This window comes from Methylobacterium sp. SyP6R (assembly GCF_019216885.1).
In the GTDB taxonomy this organism is placed as follows: domain Bacteria; phylum Pseudomonadota; class Alphaproteobacteria; order Rhizobiales; family Beijerinckiaceae; genus Methylobacterium.
Genome location: NZ_JAAQRC020000001.1, coordinates 4,788,051 through 4,806,891 on the forward strand (window position 1 = coordinate 4,788,051; position 18,841 = coordinate 4,806,891).

The 18,841-nt window shown below is 72.2% G+C and carries 12 protein-coding genes; 5 read left to right on the forward strand and 7 right to left on the reverse strand.

Going from position 1 to position 18,841, the window contains the following annotated elements; all coding sequences use genetic code 11:
- Positions 1 to 176 precede the first annotated feature (176 nt).
- Complete coding sequence (locus tag HBB12_RS22060) at positions 177 to 1,235, forward strand: hypothetical protein (protein WP_236991315.1); 1,059 nt, start codon at positions 177 to 179, stop codon at positions 1,233 to 1,235.
- Between the two features lie 115 nt (positions 1,236 to 1,350).
- Here HBB12_RS22060 and HBB12_RS22065 read toward each other — a convergent pair whose 3' ends face one another.
- The 3 genes from HBB12_RS22065 to arfB form a co-directional block, all read right to left on the reverse strand.
- The gene (locus HBB12_RS22065; protein WP_236991316.1) at positions 1,351 to 3,111 is read right to left on the reverse strand and encodes a calcineurin-like phosphoesterase C-terminal domain-containing protein; all 1,761 of its coding nucleotides are present in this window, start codon (positions 3,109 to 3,111) and stop codon (positions 1,351 to 1,353) included.
- A 123-nt stretch (positions 3,112 to 3,234) separates the two neighbouring features.
- Positions 3,235 to 5,367 carry a methyl-accepting chemotaxis protein gene (locus tag HBB12_RS22070; protein ID WP_236991317.1) on the reverse strand — a complete coding sequence of 711 codons (2,133 nt, stop codon included), beginning with the start codon at positions 5,365 to 5,367 and terminating at the stop codon, positions 3,235 to 3,237.
- Between the two features lie 198 nt (positions 5,368 to 5,565).
- On the reverse strand, positions 5,566 to 5,991 hold the full coding sequence (gene arfB, locus HBB12_RS22075; RefSeq protein ID WP_236991318.1) for an alternative ribosome rescue aminoacyl-tRNA hydrolase ArfB: 426 nt from the start codon (positions 5,989 to 5,991) through the stop codon (positions 5,566 to 5,568).
- Positions 5,992 to 6,146: 155 nt separating this feature from the next.
- Between arfB and HBB12_RS22080 the strand changes: the two genes are divergently transcribed.
- Positions 6,147 to 8,693: a ligase-associated DNA damage response DEXH box helicase gene (locus HBB12_RS22080; RefSeq protein WP_236991319.1), complete on the forward strand. Its 2,547-nt coding sequence runs from the start codon at positions 6,147 to 6,149 to the stop codon at positions 8,691 to 8,693.
- 47 nt (positions 8,694 to 8,740) lie between these two features.
- A complete protein-coding gene (gene pdeM, locus HBB12_RS22085) occupies positions 8,741 to 9,454 on the forward strand; it encodes a ligase-associated DNA damage response endonuclease PdeM (RefSeq protein ID WP_236991320.1) in 714 nt (237 codons plus the stop codon).
- Positions 9,455 to 9,807: 353 nt separating this feature from the next.
- Here pdeM and HBB12_RS22090 read toward each other — a convergent pair whose 3' ends face one another.
- The 4 genes from HBB12_RS22090 to HBB12_RS22105 all read right to left on the reverse strand — a co-directional run bounded on the left by HBB12_RS22090 (position 9,808) and on the right by HBB12_RS22105 (position 15,759).
- The gene (locus HBB12_RS22090) at positions 9,808 to 10,257 is read right to left on the reverse strand and encodes a DUF3429 domain-containing protein (protein ID WP_236991321.1); all 450 of its coding nucleotides are present in this window, start codon (positions 10,255 to 10,257) and stop codon (positions 9,808 to 9,810) included.
- Positions 10,257 to 11,198, reverse strand: coding sequence for a TIGR02186 family protein (locus HBB12_RS22095; protein ID WP_236991322.1), 942 nt, complete (start codon positions 11,196 to 11,198; stop codon positions 10,257 to 10,259). The genes HBB12_RS22090 and HBB12_RS22095 overlap by 1 nt, the downstream gene beginning before the upstream one ends.
- A complete protein-coding gene (locus tag HBB12_RS22100; protein WP_236991323.1) occupies positions 11,198 to 12,121 on the reverse strand; it encodes a sulfite exporter TauE/SafE family protein in 924 nt (307 codons plus the stop codon). The genes HBB12_RS22095 and HBB12_RS22100 overlap by 1 nt, the downstream gene beginning before the upstream one ends.
- Before the next feature lie 125 nt (positions 12,122 to 12,246).
- Positions 12,247 to 15,759 carry a hypothetical protein gene (locus HBB12_RS22105; RefSeq protein WP_236991324.1) on the reverse strand — a complete coding sequence of 1,171 codons (3,513 nt, stop codon included), beginning with the start codon at positions 15,757 to 15,759 and terminating at the stop codon, positions 12,247 to 12,249.
- Positions 15,760 to 16,346: 587 nt separating this feature from the next.
- Here HBB12_RS22105 and HBB12_RS22110 point away from each other — a divergent pair.
- Positions 16,347 to 16,808 (forward strand): MerR family transcriptional regulator, encoded by a 462-nt coding sequence (locus HBB12_RS22110; protein ID WP_236991325.1) that lies wholly within the window; start codon positions 16,347 to 16,349, stop codon positions 16,806 to 16,808.
- Between the two features lie 218 nt (positions 16,809 to 17,026).
- A complete protein-coding gene (locus HBB12_RS22115; RefSeq protein ID WP_236991326.1) occupies positions 17,027 to 18,820 on the forward strand; it encodes an acyl-CoA dehydrogenase C-terminal domain-containing protein in 1,794 nt (597 codons plus the stop codon).
- The last annotated feature ends 21 nt before the right edge of the window (positions 18,821 to 18,841 follow it).

Consider the following 18,841-nt stretch of genomic DNA (forward strand, 5'->3'; position numbering starts at 1 on the left):
CGCCCCCGGGCCGGACCAAGCTCCGCCGCCCGCCGCGAGTCAATCGTCGGCCTCGCCCACAGCGACGGTGACAAGCCCGGGTTATCCACAGGCCGACAGTTTTCCCCCGACATCTTCACGCCTGATTCGGTGGTTCTGATCATGGTTGAGGGCAGGTAAGTCGGAGAGCCCGCGCCATGAAGCCAGTGGAGATCGATCCGTCCGAGGTGCGCCGGCCGCGCGAGGACCCGCACGGGAGCGTGGTTACGCGCCTCGGCCGTCCGGCGATGCTGGCGGCCCTGGGCCTGGTCGGAATCGGCGGCTGCGCCGGGCTCGCCGCGGCGGCCTATCCGGCGATCAGCGACATGCTGCGGCCGCGGCCCCCGGAGGTGCATTTCGGCCGCGTCGCCGACATGCCGGAGATCAAGGACGGAATCCCGGCCCTTCGGACCACGCCGGCCCCGACGGTGCGCCAGGTTCCGCTGCCCCAGGCCCCGGGGAGCCAAGCCCCCGGGAGCCAAGCGCCGGGGAACCAGACGCCGGGCATGCAGGCTGCGGCGACGTCCGAGTCGGCACCGCCCCTGGCGCCGCCGATCGCTCCTGCCGCCCTGCTCGACCCGAAGCCGGGTGCACTGACGCAAGGTGCTCCGGCGCGGGGGTTCTCGGCTCAGGGCAATCCGGTGCAGGGTTCCTGGTCGCCGGCTGCCGACGTCGCCGCGACCGGCACCGCTGCCCCGTTCCAACCCGCTCCCGCCGCCCCGAAGGCCCAGGAAACACCGCGCCCGGTCGTCGCGCCCCGCGAGGCGGTCGCGCCCCGCACCGTCGCGGTGACGCGCGAGCCCGCGCCGCTGCCGCCGGCCCGGGCGGTCGACCCCAAGCCCACCGTCCCGGCGCGCGAAAAGGTCGCGGAGCCGAAGGCCACGCCGCGGCTCGCACCGGCCCGGGAGGCCAAGGCCGAAGCCAGGTCTGACGCGAAGCCAGCCCCGGTCAGGCACGCGGCCGAGAAGCCCGTCATCGAGAAGCCGGTCGCCGAGAAACGGGTGGCGGAAAAGCATGCCGCCGAGAAGCCGGTCGCCAGGCGCGAGAAGCCCGAGGCGCATCAGCGCAGCGCCGCCGCCCAACCCGGCGCGGCACCCGCGCCGACGGCGGAGGAGCCGACCCGCTTCCTCGGCGTGCCGATGCCCGACCTCGCCCCGGCGGGCCGCGCGATCAGGGAGACGGTCGACGCGGTGATCTCCCTGCCCAGCCGGCTGTAGAATCCGCCGCTGGAGCACTGCCCGGTCGCGCTGCCATCCGGGCAGTGCCTCAGATCCCTGATCTTGCGGCATTTCCTTATCGACGAACCGGTCCTCCGCTTCGTCGAACGATGCGCTAGCCAGCCCTCGCCGCCCCGTCCAGCACTTCGAGCACCAGCGCGTCGCGATGCGCGCGGCCGTACTCGTCGGTCGCCTCGACGGTGAGGCGGTGGGTGCCGGCCGCGAGGTCCCGCGGCAGCCGCGCCACCCAGAGATGCGAGCACGGCTCGGCCTTCACCCAGGACTTCCTGGTCGCCGCGTTGCGGGCATAGAGGGCGGCGACGAACGGGTCCGGCCGGCGCACCCGCGTCATCGGCACGAGCGGACGATCGCCGATGCGGAATGTCACCCGACTGCGCGGCCCGCCGTCGAACAGGTTGACCACCACGTTCGTCGCACCGGCGCTCTCGGCCGGAATCGTCGCGCCGAGCAATTCGTAGAGCCGCGTATCGGGCAGGCGGGCGAGGTCGTCGGCGTGGAACTGGCTCTCCAGCACGATCCGCATCTGGCGGCCGGCATCGTCGCTCGCCGGGACGTAGCGGGTGGTGTAGTGCCGGCCGCCGGTGATGCCGAGCACGTGGAATCCGTGCGGCGTGCCGTCGCGGCTGTCGGCGGTGGCGATGCCGCGCCGGTCCGGCGGACCGCTCCACCACGAGCCCGAGACGGCGGTGAGCACATGGTGATGGTGGGCGTCGTCGCCCGGGGCGCCGGGCCGGCCGTCCGACCCGAGGTAGTGGTGCTCGGTGGTGTGGGTGTGGCCCGAGACGCTGAAGGACGGCCGCCCGGCCAGCAGCCGCAGCAGCTGCGCCCGGTCGGCGGTGCCGATGCCGGGATCGTCCGGCCCGAGATCGCTGGCGAGCGGGATGTGCATCGCCACCACCACCAGGCGGTCCTTCGGCACCTGCGCCAGCAGGTTCTCCACGAAGGCGAGCTGACGCTCGCCGATCCGGCCCTCGTAGCGCCCGCCCCGGCCCGCCGTCGCGGTGGCGGCCCCGAGATAATGGACGTTGTCGAGCATCAGGAACAGCACGCCGCCGTGTTCCAGCGCGTAGTACGGCGCGCCGAAGCTGCGCTTGAAGGTCTCGCGCGAATGGCGGGCGTCCGGCGCCTCGAAGTTGAGGTCATGGTTGCCGCCGATGTGGAACCACGGCACGCCCACCTGCGCGATGAGCCGGTTCTGGCGCGGATAGAGCGAGAGATCGTCGAACAACACGTCGCCCGTCGTCATTCCGAACGCCACCTTGCCGAACTCGCCCCGCAGGCCGAGCACCCGGGCGATGGCGGTGTCGCGCACGAAGGTCAGCTCGGCGTGGCTTTCCGGCTGGGGATCGGTGAACAGCACGACGTCGAAGTCGCCGCTTTCCGGGCGGCGCACCAGGCCGAAATCGACGGATGACGGCAGCGGTCCGGTCGGCGCGATGCCGGGATAGCGGAGCGAGAGATCCGCCGGGGTGCCGGCCGGCTGGTGCAGGTACGAGAAATGCGGCAGCCCGTCGGGCCCCGGCGGCAGGGCGAAACCGGTCGGCTTGACGACGAAGATCACCACCTCGTCGCCGACCGGCAGGGTGTAGCGTCCCTGCGCGTCGGTGCGGGCCACCTCGCGGCCGTTCGAGACCAGCACGTCGGGCAGCCCCGGATCGTCGGGCCCGCGCCGGCCCTTGGCCCCGCGATCCTCGTAGACGATGCCGGCGACCTGTGCGGGCGCTCGTCCCTCGCCTTGCGCGTGTCCCGGCCCCGCACCCGGAGCGCCCTGTGCCAAGGCCGCGAGGGGAGCGAGCGCCAGGGCCGTCGCCCCGGCCAGGGTGGTACGCCGGGTCAGGGTGGTGTGATCCGTCATCGCGGCCCTCGTCCTCCCGGCAGCCCCACCCGCCGGGGCGGATAGGGGCTGCGCGTTGATCTGTGCCGAGGCAATCACGCCTCCTTGACGGTTCGGTGACGGCCTCGCGGTCGTTCTGCCGGCTCAGGCGGCCCGCACGCGCTCCAGGAAGCGGGAGACGCCCCGGCGCAGGTCCTCGGACTGGTGCGACAGGGCCGAGGCCGCGGCGAGCACCTGGTCGGCGGCGGCGCCGGTCTCGCCCGCCGTACCGGCGACGCCGTCGATCGTCTCGGTCACCCTGCGGGCTCCCGTCGCCGCGTGCGAGGCGTTGTGCACGATGTCGCGCGTGGCGACGCCCTGCGCCTCGACCGCGGCGGCGATCGAACGCGTCACGGTGCTGATCTCGCGGATCCGCGCGTCGAAGCCGCCGATCGCCGACACCGCCTGCGCGGTCGAGCCCTGGATCCGGGCGATCTGCGAGGAGATTTCGTCGGTGGCCTTGGCGGTCTGGTTGGCGAGTTCCTTCACCTCTGCGGCGACGACCGAGAAGCCCCGCCCCGCCTCCCCGGCCCGGGCCGCCTCGATCGTGGCGTTGAGCGCCAGCAGGTTGGTCTGGCTGGCGATGGTGGCGATGATGCCGACGACATCGCCGATCTTGCCCACCGCACCGTTCAGTTCCTGCACCAGCTCGGCCGTGCGGCCGGCCTCGTCGGTCGCGGTCCGGGCGAGGTCCGCCGAGGCGGAGGCCCGGCGCCCGATCTCGGCGACGGATTCGCCGAGCCGGCCGGCGGCGTCGGCGACACCGCCGACATGCCCGGACACCTCCCGGGCACCGCCCGAGGCGGCGCCGGACTCGTTCGTCGTGCGGGTCGCCGCCGCATTCATCGACCGGGCGGTCGCCTGCAGCTGGACCGCCGAGGACGACACCGTGTCGACCACGCCGCCGATCGTCGCCTCGAAGCTGTCGGCCATCTCGCGCATCCCGGCGAGCCTCTGCGTCTCCGCCGAGAGGCGCGCCTGCGCGGTCTCGGCCTCGAGGCGGCGGGCCTGACTCATCGCGTCCTTGAACACCCGCATGGCCTCGGCCATCTCGCCGATCTCGTCGCGACGCCCGAGCCCGGGCACCGCGACGTCGAGCCGGCCGGCGGCCAGCTCGCCCATGCCGCGGGTCATCGCCCGGATCGGCTGCAGCACGCCGCGGACCACGCAGACGAGGCCGAAGATCGACAGGGCCAGGGCGGCGGCGAGGATCGCGCCGTTGCGGATCACCATCCGGCCGGCCTCGTCCTCGAGTTCCCGCGCCCGCTCGACCATCACGTCGAGCGCGACGTTGGCGAGATCGACGATGGTGCCCTGGTTGTCGGTGTCGCGACGGCGCAGGTCCTGGATCGAGATGCCGACCGGCCGGCCCGCGCCCAGGGCCTCGGCCAGGGCGCGGCGCTCCTCCTTGGCGGTGGCCGAGAAGTTGCGCGCCTGCGCGGTCTCGAAGGCGACCCGGATCGGTCCGTCCGACACCCGGCCGATGGCGTCGATGGCGCCGGCCCAGGTCTGGTCGAGGCGCCCACGCTCCTCGGCCGCCGTCAGGGTGGCGGCGGGCGACCACGAGGCCGGGTTCGCCACGCCGGTCTGCAGTCTCAGCGCCGCCCCGCCGGCCGCCACGCGGGTCGCCCAGGCGGCCCGCTTGATCAGCCTGGCGGCGCGCAGAGCCGGATCGGCGGAGGCGATGGCGGTATCGACCGTGTCCGTCGTCGCGGTCAGGCCGTCGAGCAGGGCCCCGTAGGCGGCCGTCGCGTCGGCGAGGATCGACGGCTCCCGGGCGGTCCGGGGCCGATCCAGGGCAGCGTCGATGCGCGGGCGCAGGGCGGCCAGCGCGCCTTGCGCCTCGCGCAAGCGGCCGATCGTGCCGGCGACGCTCCGCAGGTCGGTCCCGTCCAGGGCGGCGATCACCTCGGAGAAGCCCTTGTCGGCGGTGGCGCGCCCCTTGGCCAGGGAAGCCCGCATGTCGGGATCCGCCGGCGCCTCGACGCCGAGCGCCGTGAGGGCGGTGCCGCGCTCGATGCGGTTCGCCAGCAGCGTCCCGAGAAGGGCGCGGCTGCCGACGGACAGGGTGACGACCTTGCCCGCCTGCGCCTGCTCGCGGGCGGCGCCGACGAGCGCGCCGGCGGCCTGAGCGATCACCAGCACGCCCATGAGGCCGAGAACGATGCAGAGCATCCAGGAGACCGAAATCCTGGTGATCGACGGTCGGGCAAGGGAGGGGTTAGCCGGGTTCGTCATGACGCGCACCGCCGATCGGGATCTTGATGAGGCGGACCTTGCCCGGATATCGGTGAACCTTCCCCTAAGACAGGAACGGGGAACTGATGTCGGCTCCAGCGCAGCAAGAGACGACAATGCCGGATTTCATTTTTTTACGCCACGTCAATCGACGACACGGCGATGCGCATCGGCGGTCGGCTCGATGGCCCGGGTGGCTCAGTCGAGGCCCGGCTTGCCGCCTCTCAGCTTCTTCACGTCGCCCCGCCGGCCCTTTTCCTCCAGCCGCCTCTTCTTGGAGGCCAGCGTCGGCCGGGTCGGGCGGCGCGGGGTCGGGGGCACGGCGGCCTCGCGGACGAGGTCGGCCAGGCGCTCGCGAGCCTCGGCCCTGTTGCGCTCCTGGGTGCGGTGGTTCTGCGCCGTGATGACCAGCACCCCATCCGACGTGAGCCGCCGCCCGGCGAGCTTCATCAGGCGGATCGCGACGGCGTTCGGGAGCGCGGGCGAGCGCCGCACGTCGAAGCGCAGCTGTACCGCGGACGAGACCTTGTTGACGTTCTGGCCGCCCGGGCCGGAGGCGCGCACGAAGCTCTCCTCGAGCTCGGACTCGTCGAGGGTGATCCAGGGCGTGCATTCGAGACCCACGACGGCGCTCCCGAGAACGGTTTCAGGTGCACCTCACGAAACTCCCGCTGCACCGACGCTGCCATCGCGGCCGACGACGGCGACAGAGAGTTTTGTGAGAGACACCAAGGCCGCCGCCATCCCACGAAACGAATGCGCGCGCTACATCGGAGGGCGTGCCCAAGAATTCTCTCCCCAAACGCCCCCCCGAACCGTCCCCCGCGCTCCCCGCCGCCTTCGCCGGGTGGTTCGCCGCGCGCGGATGGGCGCCCCGGCCGCACCAGCTCGCCCTGCTGGCGGCGGCGCAAGCCGGGCGCTCGGCCCTGCTGGTGGCGCCGACCGGGGCCGGCAAGACGCTGGCGGGCTTCCTCCCCACCCTGGTCGACCTGGCGGAGGGGGACGACAAGGGGAACGACAAGGGCGGCTTGCACACCCTCTATATCTCGCCGCTCAAGGCGCTGGCGGTCGACATCGCCCGCAACCTCGAAGCGCCGGTGGCCGGGATCGGGCTGGAGCAAAAGATCCGGATCGAGACCCGCACCGGCGACACCCCGTCGCACAAGCGGATCCGCCAGGTCGCGCGCCCGCCGCACATCCTGCTCACCACGCCCGAGCAGCTGGCGCTGCTGGTCGCCCATCGCGAGGCGGCGGAACTGTTTCGGAATCTCAAGCGGGTGGTGCTCGACGAGCTGCACGCGCTGGTCACCTCGAAGCGCGGCGACCTCCTCAGCCTCGGCCTCGCCCGGCTGCACCGGCTGGCGCCGGGCCTCGCCACGACCGGCCTGTCGGCGACCGTGCGCGAGCCCGATGCGTTACGGCGCTACCTGGTACCGCAAGGATTCGGGCAAGTGCCCGAATCGGCGATGGCCGACCTCATCACCGTCCAGGGTGGCGCGCGCGCCGACCTGCACATGCTGGAGACCGGCCGCACCCTGCCACTCGCCGGGCACACGGCGTGGCAATCGATGCCGGCGGTCTACGACCTGATCCGGCGGCACAAGCTGGTCCTGGTCTTCGTCAACACCCGGCTCCAGGCAGAGTACACCTTCCAGGAACTCTGGAATCTGAACGACGACGGGCTGCCGATCGCGCTCCATCACGGCTCCCTCGACGCGACGCAGCGCCGGAAGGTCGAGGCGGCGATGGCCGCGGGCGTGCTCCGGGCCGTGGTCTGCACCGCGACCCTCGATCTCGGCATCGACTGGGGCGACGTCGATCTCGTGATCAATATCGGGGCGCCGAAGGGGGCGAGCCGGATCATGCAGCGGATCGGCCGGGCCAACCACCGGATGGACGAGCCGTCGAAGGCCTATCTGGTGCCGGCCAACCGCTTCGAGATGCTGGAATGCCGCGCCGCCCTCGACGCCGTCGAGGAGGCGGCGCAGGACACGCCCGATCCGCGCATCGGCGCCCTCGACGTGCTGGCCCAGCACGTGCTGGGCATGGCCTGCGCCGGGCCGTTCTCCGAGGACGACCTCTACGACGAGGTCCGGGCCGCCTCCCCTTACGCCGACCTCACCCGCGAGGATTTCGGGCTCGTCCTCGACTATGTCGCCACCGGCGGCTACGCGCTCCGGGCCTATGAACGGTTCGCCAAGATCCTGCGCGGACCGGACGGGCTGTGGCGGGTGCGCGATGCCCGGACCGCGCAGCAGTACCGGATGAATGTCGGCACGATCATCGAATCGACGAAGGTCAAGGTGCGGCTCGCCCGGCGCAACCGGACCAAGCCCGGCGCCGTGCTCCCCAGTGGGGGCCGCGTGCTCGGCGAGATCGAGGAGGATTTTGCCGAGACGCTGACGGTCGGCGACACCTTCCTGTTCGCGGGCGAGATCCTGCGCTTCGAGGGCCTGCACGAGGACGAGGCGCTGGTGACCCGTGGGCCCCCCGGCACCGATCCGGCGATCCCGAGCTATGCCGGCTCGAAATTCCCGCTCTCGACCTTCCTCGCCGCCCGGGTGCGGGCGCTGATCGCCGACCCGTTCGAGTGGGACCGGCTGCCGGCCCAGGTGGCGGATTACCTGGTGCAGCAGCGCCGCCGCTCCGTGCTGCCGGGCCCGCGCGACCTGCTGGTCGAGACCTTTCCGCGCGCCAACCGCTACTATCTCGCCTGCTTCCCGTTCGAGGGGCGGCTCGCCCACCAGACGCTCGGCATGCTCTTGACCCGGCGCCTGGAGCGGGCCGGGATGCGCCCGCTGGGCTTTGCCGCCAACGATTACGGCCTCGCGGTGTTCGGCACCCGCGACCTGTCGGAGCGCATCGGCCGCGAGCCCGGCTTCCTCGATGGGCTGTTCGCCCAGGACATGCTCGGCGACGACCTCGAGGAATGGCTCGACGAATCGGCGATGATGAAGCGCACCTTCCGGCAATGCGCGGTGATCGCCGGGCTGATCGAGCGCCGTCATCCGGGACAGCGCAAGACCGGCCGGCAGGTGACGATCTCGACCGACCTGATCTACGACGTGCTGCGCAAGCACCAGCCCGGCCACCTGCTGCTGCGGGCGGCGCGGCAGGATGCGGCAACCGGACTCCTCGACGTGGCCCGCCTCGGTATGATGCTTGCGCGCATCCAGGGGCGAATCATCCACAAGGCCCTCGACCGGGTCTCGCCGCTCGCCGTGAACGTGATGCTCGAGATCGGGCGCGAGCGGGTCTACGGCGAGGGTGCGGACGAAATCCTGGCCGAGGCCGAGGCGGCGTTGCTCACCGAGGCGCTGGCCTGACGTGACACACCGGAGGGCGCCCCGCTCCGAGAGGAAAGACGACGATCGTGGCGCTGCCGCTGAAGCTCGAGAAGACCCACAAGACCCCAGGCAGCATGCTGGCCGGAGAGACCCTCGCCCTCGATCTCAGCGGCGGGTTGTGGCTGCCGGAGCACCGCACCCTGGTGGTCTCCGACCTGCACCTCGAGAAGGGCTCGGCCTTTGCCGCCCGCTCGGGCCAGTTCCTGCCGCCCTACGATACCCGCGAGACCCTGGCGGCCTTGCACGAGGCTGTGGCCCGCCTCGACCCGGCCTGCGTGGTGTGCCTGGGCGATTCCTTCCACGACGCGCAGGGGCCGTCGCGCCTCGACGTCGCCGACCGCGCGCTCATCGCCGCCCTGCAGGAGGGGCGCGACTGGGTCTGGATCTCCGGCAACCACGACCGGGCGGTGCAGGACGGCATCGGCGGCCGCTTCGCCGACACCCTGACCGTCGGCGCCCTCACGCTGCGGCACGAGCCCGCGGCACACCCTGAGACGGGCGAGGTCGCCGGCCACTTCCATCCGGTCGGCAAGGTGGCGATGCGCGGCCGCGCCGTGCGCCGGCGCTGCTTCGTCCTCGATGCGACCCGCCTGGTGATGCCGGCCTTCGGCTCGCTCACCGGCGGGCTCAACGTGCGATCCGATACCTTCGACACGCTGTTTCCCGGCGGGTTCACCGCGCACCTGATCGGGGATGGGCGGGTCTTCGCGATCGGCCGGACGATGCTGACGCGGGAGTAACAGGCGGCGGCGGGGGGCAGCCGGTTTGGCTTGGTGCGGTTATTCCACTGTCCCTCCCTCGACCTCATCCTGAGGTACGAACGGAGTGATACCAACGGTCGTTGGAAACGACCTTTGGTTCCGCTCTCGAATTTTCGCCAAGCCTCTGGCTTGAAATCGAAAATTCGAGATGGGTCAATGGCCCGATGCGTCAGCATCTTGGGCCATTGGTATGAGCCTCGAAGGAGGGCTCAAAAACCACCGCGATCTCTGGAGCCCTCCTTCGAGGCCTCCGCTTTGCTCCGGCACCTCAGGATGAGGTTGCGGGTGGGTTCGGGACAAGATGGTTCGATCGTGACGAGGCGCACGGGCCGTCACGCCGCCCCCCAAATCCCCGCCGCCAGCAACGCAACCCCCGCCACCCCCGACAGAACCAGCCGCAACCGCCCGAGCCACGCCGGCACCAGCCCGCGCCGCGGCAGATCCTGGTCGACGAGGCCCCAGGCGAGGACGAGGGCGCCGAGCACCCTCAAGTCCCACGGCGCCGGGGCGAGCAGGGCCGCCCAGGCGAGGAGCGAGGGCAGGACCGACACGGCGTAGTCGGCACCCTTCCCTTCCGGCGAGGCGGCCGCCGCCCCCCAGCGCAGGCCGCCGAGGAACGAGGCGATCACGGCGCCATAAGATGCGAGCAGCGGGCGCGGCGCGACTCCGAACAGCGACTGGCCGAGGATCACGAGGGCGCCCAGGCCGACGAACGGGATCAGGCCCGCACCCCCGAGGATCAGGGCGGCGGGGGGTGCGGCAGAGGGTGCGCGAAATGGCATCAGTCTCTCCGGAAGATCACGCTGGCGAGCCAGCCGGAGATGAGCGCGAGAGCGCCGACGGCAAGCCCGTAGGCCGGCGACCAATCGCGGGCGAATGTCGCGAGGCCCTGCTCGATGCCCGACTTGACGAGGTCGAACCGCGCCTCGTGCCGGGCGAGCGGCACGCCGCCGGCGAGCAGCACCACCTCGACGTCGTAGGCGCCGACCGGCGCGGTAGCGGGCAGCGGCGCGGTGGCGCGGAAGACCGACGGCGCCAGGAACCGTACCCCCGCCTCGCTCTCGGTGAACAGACGCTCGCGCCGACGCAGGCGCAGCAGGGCTTCCCGGAAGGGATCGTCCGGCGCCGGCGCCGCCAGGGTCAGGTCGGGGGCGGCGACGATCGCCGCGAGGCCGAGCCGTAGGCGCCGACGCGTCGCCTCGTCGGCGATCTCGGGCAAAGGGCGGGAGGAGAGGACCGCCAGGAAGCTCGGCACCTCGGCGAATTTCTGCTGCGCCCGATTGACCCAGACCGGCCCCAGCGCCTCCTTCTCGCGCACCGTCAGCGCTTGGCGGGGCCCGCGGATCGTCACCGCCACGTCGTAGCCGCCGGAGCGCGCCCCTGACTGCCCGTCACGCTCGACGGCGCCGAACACCGCCACCGAGGCACCGGTATACGACGAGGTGACGGCGAGCCGGGTGAACGACAGGCTGACCACCAGGGATTCCGCCCGTGCCGGGCCGATGGCGAGCAGGGCCAGGATAACGATGGGCACGGCGCGCATCAGCGCGCCTCCATCCTTGGCAGGAACGGCGCGCATCAGCGCGCCTCCATCCTTGGCAGGAACGGCGCGCATCAGCGCGCCTCCATTCCTGGCGAGAACGGCGCGCATCAGCGCGCCGCCATTCCTGGCGAGAACGGCGCGCATCAGCGCGCCGCCATTCCTGGCGAGAACGGCGCGCATCAGCGCGCCTCCTGGACCACGATCGAGAACGGCTCCGCGGGGCGCAGGACCAGTTCGACCGCGAAGCGCAGGCCGACCGCCAGGACCAGGATGGCGAGGAGGAACCGGAAGTAGTCCGAGCGCAGGTTGCGCCCGGCTCGCGCCCCGAACTGCGCCCCGAACACCCCTCCGGCGATCAGGATCACCGCCAGCACGATGTCGACCGCCTGATTCTGCACCGCGTGCAGCACCAGGGCGACGAAGCTCGTGCACAGGATCTGGAACTGCGAGGTGCCGACCACCACGCCCGTCGGCACCCGCATCAGGTAGAGGAGCGCCGGGACCAGGATGAAGCCGCCGCCGATGCCCAGAACCGCGCCGGCAAAGCCCACGAACAGGGCGAGGCCGAGGATCGGGATCACGCTGGCATAGAGCCGCGAGCGCGGAAACCGCATCCGCAGCGGCCAGGCCATATAGGCGGCGTGGTCGCCGCCGAGCCGCGCCGGGCGGGGGCGGCCGCGATGCCGCGCCCAGGCGCTGCGCAGCGATTCCGCCAGCATCAAGCCGCCCACCACCGTGAACAGGGTGACGTAGGCGACCGTGATGACGAGATCGAGCTGGCCGGCCCGCCGCATGGCGGCGAAGAACCACACGCCCAGGCTCGTCCCGACGAAGCCGCCGAGGACGAGGACGAGGCCGAGCCGGAGGTCGAGGGCGTTGCGCCGCAACGCCGCCAGGACGCTGGTGGTCGAGGAGGCGACGATGGGCGCGGTCTGGGTCGCGACGGCGATCGCCGGCGGGATCCCCATCACGATCAGGATCGGCGTCATCAGGAAACCGCCGCCGATGCCGAACAGCCCCGACACGAAGCCGACCGCCGCGCCGAGCCCGAGCAGGACCAGGACGCTGACCGGCATCTCGGCGATCGGAAGATAAATCTGCAACGACGGGAGGGTCCGGGGCGGCGGGATCCCCGATCTAGACCATGTCGGCGCACCGAGGAACCCGCGGCGCCGACGGGCGCGGACCGTACCCGGTCCGCGCCCGTCGGCGGATCCTGCCTCCGCGACTACACCTTGCCGGTGCCCGTCCCGGTCCCCTTGCCGACGCTGAGGGGCGGCGGCGCGCCGATCAGCGAGATGGCACCCGGATTCGCCGCGGTCTCGACGCGGGCGGCCGGCGGATCGTTCACGGCTGCGTCGGGCGTCTTCGCCTTCCAGGCTTCGGCGGCGTTGCGGGCGGCCGCCAACTCCTTCGGCGCCAGCTTGCCCGCCACCTCGTCGCGCTTGCGGCCGGCATCGTCGTCGCCCTGCCCTGCCGCCGCCGCGAACCAGCCATAGGCCTGGGGCAGGTCCTGGGTGACGCCGAGGCCGCGGGCGAGCAGCACCGCGAGGTTGTACTGGCTGTCGCGCACCCCGTATTCGGCGGCCTTGCGGAACCAGGTCGCCGCAGAGGTGTAGTCGGGCTTGCCGCCGGCGCCGCCGGATTCGGCCAGCATCACCGCGAGGTTGTGCATCGCCCGGACATGGCCCTGCATCGCCGCGCGGCCGTACCAGAGCCGCGCCTTCTCCTGGTCGCGGACCAGGCCGAGACCCTTCTCGTACTGGCTGCCGAGGCGGTACTGGGCCGGGGCGTAGCCGGCGCCGGCCAGGCGGTCGAACAGCTTGGCGGCGAGCGCGGTGTCGCGCGGCAGGCCACGGCCGTCGACGGAGCGGCTGGCGAGTTCGTAGATCGCCGCACCGTCACCTTCGAGGGCGGCCTGGCGCAGGGAGCCGGCCCCGGCCGGGACACCGGCGAGGTCGTGGCTCAGGGACGCCATGTCGGTCACCCGCGGCAGCGCCGGGTTGGCTGCGGGCGCAGACTTGGCCGCGAGGGCGGGCTTCGCGGTCTCCGGGCCGGCCTCGGCGCCCTTCTGGGGGGTTGCCTCGGGCTTGGCGGCCGCCGGCTTCGCATCCGCGGCCTTCGTGTCGGGCGCCCTGGTGTCGGGCACCTTGGTATCGGCGACCTTGGCGTCCGGCGCGTCGGTGGCCGCGACCGGGGGCGTGCCCTTGGGCAGGGCGAGCGCGCCGACGGCCTGCGTGGTCGCCGGATCGACCGGCGCGGCGGCCTCCTGGGAGACCTTGGGCGCGGCGACCCGCGACCCCGAGTTCTGGAGGGCCTGCAGCGTCCCGAGCGCCAGCACGATCGCCGCGATGCCGAGGAGCAGCGGCCGGCGACGGCGCTCGATCGCGGCCCGCAGCCGCTCGACCAGGCTGCCCTTGGCCTCGCCGGTCCGCTCGACGGCGGGCGGGGTCTGGCCGGCCCCGGCGGCCTCGGCCGCGGCGGCCTGGGCGGCGCGGCGGGCGGCCGCGATGAAGCTCGCCTTGATGTCGCCGGCCGGCAGTTCCGGAGCCGGGGAGGCCTCGCCCTGCGGCTGGCGCGGACGAATTGCGCCGGGCTCGATCATCTCGTCGGCCGGGCTCGGCGTGCCGGCGCGGGGCGCGTCCGGCCGCCGGGCCGGGCGCGCCTCGGGCGCCGGCGCGGTGGTCTCGCGCAGCGAATCGCGCAGGTTGCGGGCGGTGCGGGCCGGGGCAGCGTCGGCGACCGGCGCGGCCGCCTCGCTCCGGGGCGCGCCGTCGAGATGGGTCAGCCGGGAGACCAGCTGCTCGAGGGCGGAATGCACGCCCTCCATGGTGGCCTGGAGCCGCTTGTCGGAAGCCGCCTGCTGCGCCCGCATGTCGGCCAGGACCGCCTGCAGCCCGCCGAGGCCATCGGAGACGGACGAGTCCTTGCGCTCGGCGCCGATCGAGTCGGCGACGCTGCGGGCGGCGCGCTCCGCGGCGGCCTGGATCGGCGCCTCGTCGCGCAGGAGCGCGACCTGGGCCAGGAGGTCGCCCATGGTGCGCTCCAGGCCCGCCAGGGCCGGGTCGCTGCCCCGGGTGTCGATGCGGCCTGCGAGCGCCAGCACCTGCCGCTCGAGGCCGTCCAGGGCCTCGCCGCCCGCCCCCTGCCCGACCCGGTCGAGCTTGTCGGCGAGGCCGCGCAGCATGCCGTGGATCGACGCGAGGTCGCTGCTCGGCAGCGCCGGCTGGCGCAGGGCGTCGCCGATCTGCTCCAGCCGATCCATCACGTCGCCGACGGTGGTCACCGCCGCGACCTGATCGACCTTGGCCGAGAGGGCGTCGATGCGGCCGAGGATGGCGCCGGTGGCGTTCGGCTGCTCGCGCCGCTCGGCCCGCAGGTCGTCGAGCTTGCGGTCGAGCTCGGCGATGCCCTGCGCCAGGGCCGGCGCGTCGGCGCCGGGCGCCCGCACGCCCTCGCGGATCTCCTCCAGCAGCGGCCGCAGCTCGTTCATCAGGGCCGGGCTGTCGAGCATGCCGTTCCCGAGCCGGGTGACGGTCTCGGTGAGTTCGTCGACCGACTGGGCGAGATTCTGCACCCGGGCCGGCTCGGCGAGAACCGCGAGCCGGCCGCGGATCTCGTCGAGTTCGCTGAACAGCTTGGCGATCGCGTCGCGATCGGCGAGACCGGCGCGGTCGCCGCCCATCGCCCCGTCCACCTGCTGGGCCAGGCGCTCGACGTCCTGGGCCACGCGGGCATGGACGTTGGCGGCGACGTCCTCGGCGAGGCGGCCGACCTGGACCCGCATCAGGTCGATCGGCCCGGCGATGGCGACGAGGTCGGCCGGCTCGCGGGCCCGCTGCACCTCGTCGGCCAGGGTGCGGACCGCGTGCTCCAGGGTCACGAGGTCGCCGCTGGTGGCGAGCGTGCCGATCGAATCGCGCAGGCGCGAGGTCTCGGCCTGCAGCCCGGCGATCGCCGGGGAGAGTTTGTCGGCGGCGGCCTCGGTCGTTTCCATCACCCGGGCGAGGTCGCGCCGCAGGCCGTCGACCAGGATCTCCTGATCCTCCTCGGGGGCGCCGTCGTCGAGCTGCTGCTGGCGCTGGCGGATTTCCGCCACCGCAGCGGCGAGGCTGTTGGGCGCAGGCCGGCCGCGCCGGCCGGCCGGCCGCGGTGCGGCCTCGAGCGGGGCGCTCTCGGCGAGATGGGCCTCGATGCCTTGCACCGCCTTCGCGACGGCCTCGTCGGCGGCATCGCGGCTCGCGCCGATGCGCTGGTCGATCGCGTCGAGGCGCCGGCCGATCGCCGCCACCGCCTCGATCAGCTGCGGGTCGCCGGCCGGAGCGCCGGCGAGCGCGGCGGCCTGCGCCGAGGGAACCTGAAGCGGGGCTGCCTGCACCCGAGTCGTCTGGACCGGCGCCGGCTGGAGTGAATTGGTCTGGAGCAGCGCCGGCTCGGCCGCCTGCTCCGGGGCATGGCCCCGCCCGTGGCGCGGCCGTTGCACCCGCGGAGCGTCGTTCTGCCAACTCCGCTCGGGCCGCCGGGGCTCGGCGATGTCGGCCCCCTGGAAAACGTCCTGCCGCGTGCGCCGAGAGCCGGCGGTGCGACGCGATTGCTGGCGTACGCCCGCACGGGCCGAGCCCTCGCTGATCGCCTCGGCGAGCCACTCGTCGACGGACAACCCGGCGCGGCGTGCAGCCTCGCGGGCGGCATCGCGCAACTCCGGGTCGAAAGCGTCGAGTGTAGGAGCGGTCCGTCTCATAGCGGGCTCTGCGCAAGGGGCCGAAGGATCTCGCGGACAGGCGCCGGCTCGTCACCGGCAGGAACCCCGCGCCCCGCTCGATCCTGAAGATCCGGTCAGTGGCAGCGGCCTGAAAAGGTTCCTGTCGGCACTTTCGAGCGGCAGGGTAAATAAGCAGTTAAGCGACGACCTTGCGTCCGCTCATGGGCAGGACGGACCTCCGCGGGACCTCCGCGGGACCTCCGCGCGCGCGAGGATCGCGACGAGATCACCGTGGTCCGCTCGAACCTCCGTTCGGGCAGGTCGGGACTCCCCCGATCGTTGCGCGCGCAACCCAATGATGGTCGATTTATGCTCACAACTCCCGCGCGAACTTCTGCGCTCGCGGCGGGCATTTCGGGCCGCGCCTGCCGATTTTTGCCTACATAACGGTAATGTGATTTATGTCATAAGCGATTGGCACATATGGTATTTTACCGTAAGTAACACACGCTCAAGTTGACGTTACCTTTCCCTTAGGTAGGTCATTTGACCTTCTTTGTGTCACAGAGGCGTCCGTGGGGCGTCGCTGGTACGGACAGTGCGCGTGTCTCAACGGGGGAATCGGCATGGCTTATGATCGGCAGACCGAGGGCAGCAGGGGGGCGCCCGCTCGCTCCGGCGGGTCCGCTTCGCGCACCGGCCGGCCGGCCGGACGCTCGACCGCTCCGGCGACTCTCACCATCGGCGACCTCGCCGAGGAGTTCGGCGTGACGCTGCGGGCTCTGCGCTTCTACGAGGCGAAGGGTCTGCTGCATCCGCAGCGCCGCGGCACCACCCGCCTCTACACCGAGGATGACCGTTCGCGCCTTGCCACCATCCTGCGCGGCAAGGAGCTGGGCTTCACCCTGCGTGAGATCGCCGCGATGGTCGACGGCGACGAGCTCGCCGAGGCCGGCCCCGGCGCGACCCTCGCCCTCTCGCCGGCCCAGGTCGCCGAGCAGATCGCCCATCTGGAGAACCAGAAGGCGGAGATCGAGCGGGCGCTCGAGGCCCTGCGCGGCTACGGCAAGACCGTCGCGACCGCCTGAGCGGCGCGCGGACCAACCGGGCGGCGCTCTGCGGGGGCGGGCGCCGCCGGGATCGAGCCATCCAGGTTCGACCCCTCGATGTCGAATCGTCAACCGTGTCACCGGTGAAACCCGGCCACGCGCCGGACCACCCCTTGCCGTTCCACACCGAGATAGTTTACATATGAACTATCTCGCCGCGGGAATCGCCGCGGACCAAGCGTGGGAGCGGGGGAAACATGCCGAGCTACAAGGCGCCGGTGGAGGACGTGCTGTTCCTCCTCAACGACGTGTTCGGATTCGCGCGCTACAGCAACCTGCCCGGCTTTGCCGACGCGACGCCCGACGTGGTCGAGGCCGTGATCGCCGAGGGCGCGAAGCTCTGCGAGGAGGTACTGGCGCCCCTCAACCGCGCCGGTGACACGGAGGGCTGTACCCGCCACCCCGACGGCCGCGTGACGACGCCGAAGGGCTTCAAGGCCGGTTACGACGCCTATGCGGGCGGCGGCTGGATGGGCCTGTCGATGCCGGCCGAGTATGGCGGCCAGGGCCTGCCCCACACCCTCAACAGCGTGATGCAGGAATTCGTGTCCGGCGCCAACACCGCGCTCGGCATGTATCCGGGCCTGACGCAAGGCGCCATGGCGGCCCTGCTGGTCCACGGCTCCGAGGAGCAGAAGCGGACCTACCTGCCCAAGATGATCGAGGGCACCTGGACCGGAACGATGAACCTGACCGAGCCGCATTGCGGCACGGATCTCGGCCTGCTCAAGACCAAGGCGGTCCCGAACGGCGACGGCTCCTACGCGCTCACCGGCACCAAGATCTTCATCTCGGCGGGCGAACACGACCTCTCCGAGAACATCGTCCACCTGGTGATCGCCCGGATCGAGGGCGCGCCTTCCGGCACCAAGGGCATCTCGCTCTTCGTGGTGCCGAAGTTCCTGGTCGGGCCCGACGGGACCGTGGGTGCCCGCAACGGGGTGTCGTGCGGCGCCATCGAGCACAAGATGGGCATCCACGGCAACGCCACCTGCGTGATGAACTACGACGGCGCCACCGGCTGGCTCGTCGGCGAGGCCAATCGCGGCCTCAACGCGATGTTCGTGATGATGAACGAGGCGCGGCTCGCCGTCGGCATCCAGGGCCTCGGCCAGTCCGAGGTCGCCTACCAGAACGCCGTGGCTTACGCCCGCGACCGGCTCCAGGGCCGGGCGCTCACCGGCGCCGCGGCGCCCGAGAAGCCCGCCGACCCGATCATCGTCCATCCGGACGTGCGCCGGACCCTGATGACCATCCGGGCCTTCAACGAGGCCGCACGGGCGCTCGTGATCTGGACCGCGCTCCAGGCCGACATCGCCCACCGTTCCGAGGACCCGGCCGCCCGCCAGGCGGCGGAGGACCACATGGGCCTCCTCACCCCGGTGGTGAAGGGCGTCCTGACCGACCGGGGATTCGCCAACGCGGTCGATGCCCAGCAGATGTTCGGCGGCCACGGCTACATCGAGGAATGGGGGATGTCGCAATTCGTGCGCGACGCCCGCATCGCCCAGATCTACGAGGGCGCCAACGGCATCCAGGCGATGGACCTGGTCGGCCGGAAACTGCCGCGCGACGGCGGCCGGGCGATGATGCGCTTCCTCGCCGAGGTCGAAGGCTTCTGCAAGGAGAATGCCGGGGACGAGACCCTCAAGGTGTTCTGCGCGCCCCTGATGAAGAGCCTCGGCCACCTGCAGCAGGCGACGATGTGGCTGATGCAGAACGCCATGGCGAAGCCCGACAACGCGGGTGCCGCGGCAACCGACTACATGCACCTGATGGGTCTCGTCGCCATGGGCTACATGTGGGGCCGGATCGCCAAGGCGACGGCCGAGAAGAAGATCTCAGGCGAGGGCATCGCCGAGCGCCTGGATGCGCGGCTGGCCACCGGCCGGTTCTACGTCGAGCGCGTGCTGCCGGAGACCGGCACCCGGCTCGCCCGCATCTCGGCCGGATCCGACGCCGTCATGGCGGTGCCGGCGGAGCTGTTCTAGGCTCCGGCCCGTATCCACGGA

Excerpts from the sequence above, each read along its gene's own strand:
- HBB12_RS22060 (WP_236991315.1), top strand. The coding sequence starts at position 177 with ATGAAGCCAGTGGAGATCGATCCGTCCGAGGTGCGCCGGCCGCGCGAG.
- HBB12_RS22065 (WP_236991316.1), bottom strand. The coding sequence starts at position 3,111 with ATGACGGATCACACCACCCTGACCCGGCGTACCACCCTGGCCGGGGCG.
- HBB12_RS22070 (WP_236991317.1), bottom strand. The coding sequence starts at position 5,367 with ATGACGAACCCGGCTAACCCCTCCCTTGCCCGACCGTCGATCACCAGG.
- HBB12_RS22090 (WP_236991321.1), bottom strand. The coding sequence starts at position 10,257 with ATGCCATTTCGCGCACCCTCTGCCGCACCCCCCGCCGCCCTGATCCTC.
- HBB12_RS22095 (WP_236991322.1), bottom strand. The coding sequence starts at position 11,198 with ATGCGCGCCGTTCTCGCCAGGAATGGCGGCGCGCTGATGCGCGCCGTT.
- HBB12_RS22105 (WP_236991324.1), bottom strand. The coding sequence starts at position 15,759 with ATGAGACGGACCGCTCCTACACTCGACGCTTTCGACCCGGAGTTGCGC.
- HBB12_RS22110 (WP_236991325.1), top strand. The coding sequence starts at position 16,347 with ATGGCTTATGATCGGCAGACCGAGGGCAGCAGGGGGGCGCCCGCTCGC.
- HBB12_RS22115 (WP_236991326.1), top strand. The coding sequence starts at position 17,027 with ATGCCGAGCTACAAGGCGCCGGTGGAGGACGTGCTGTTCCTCCTCAAC.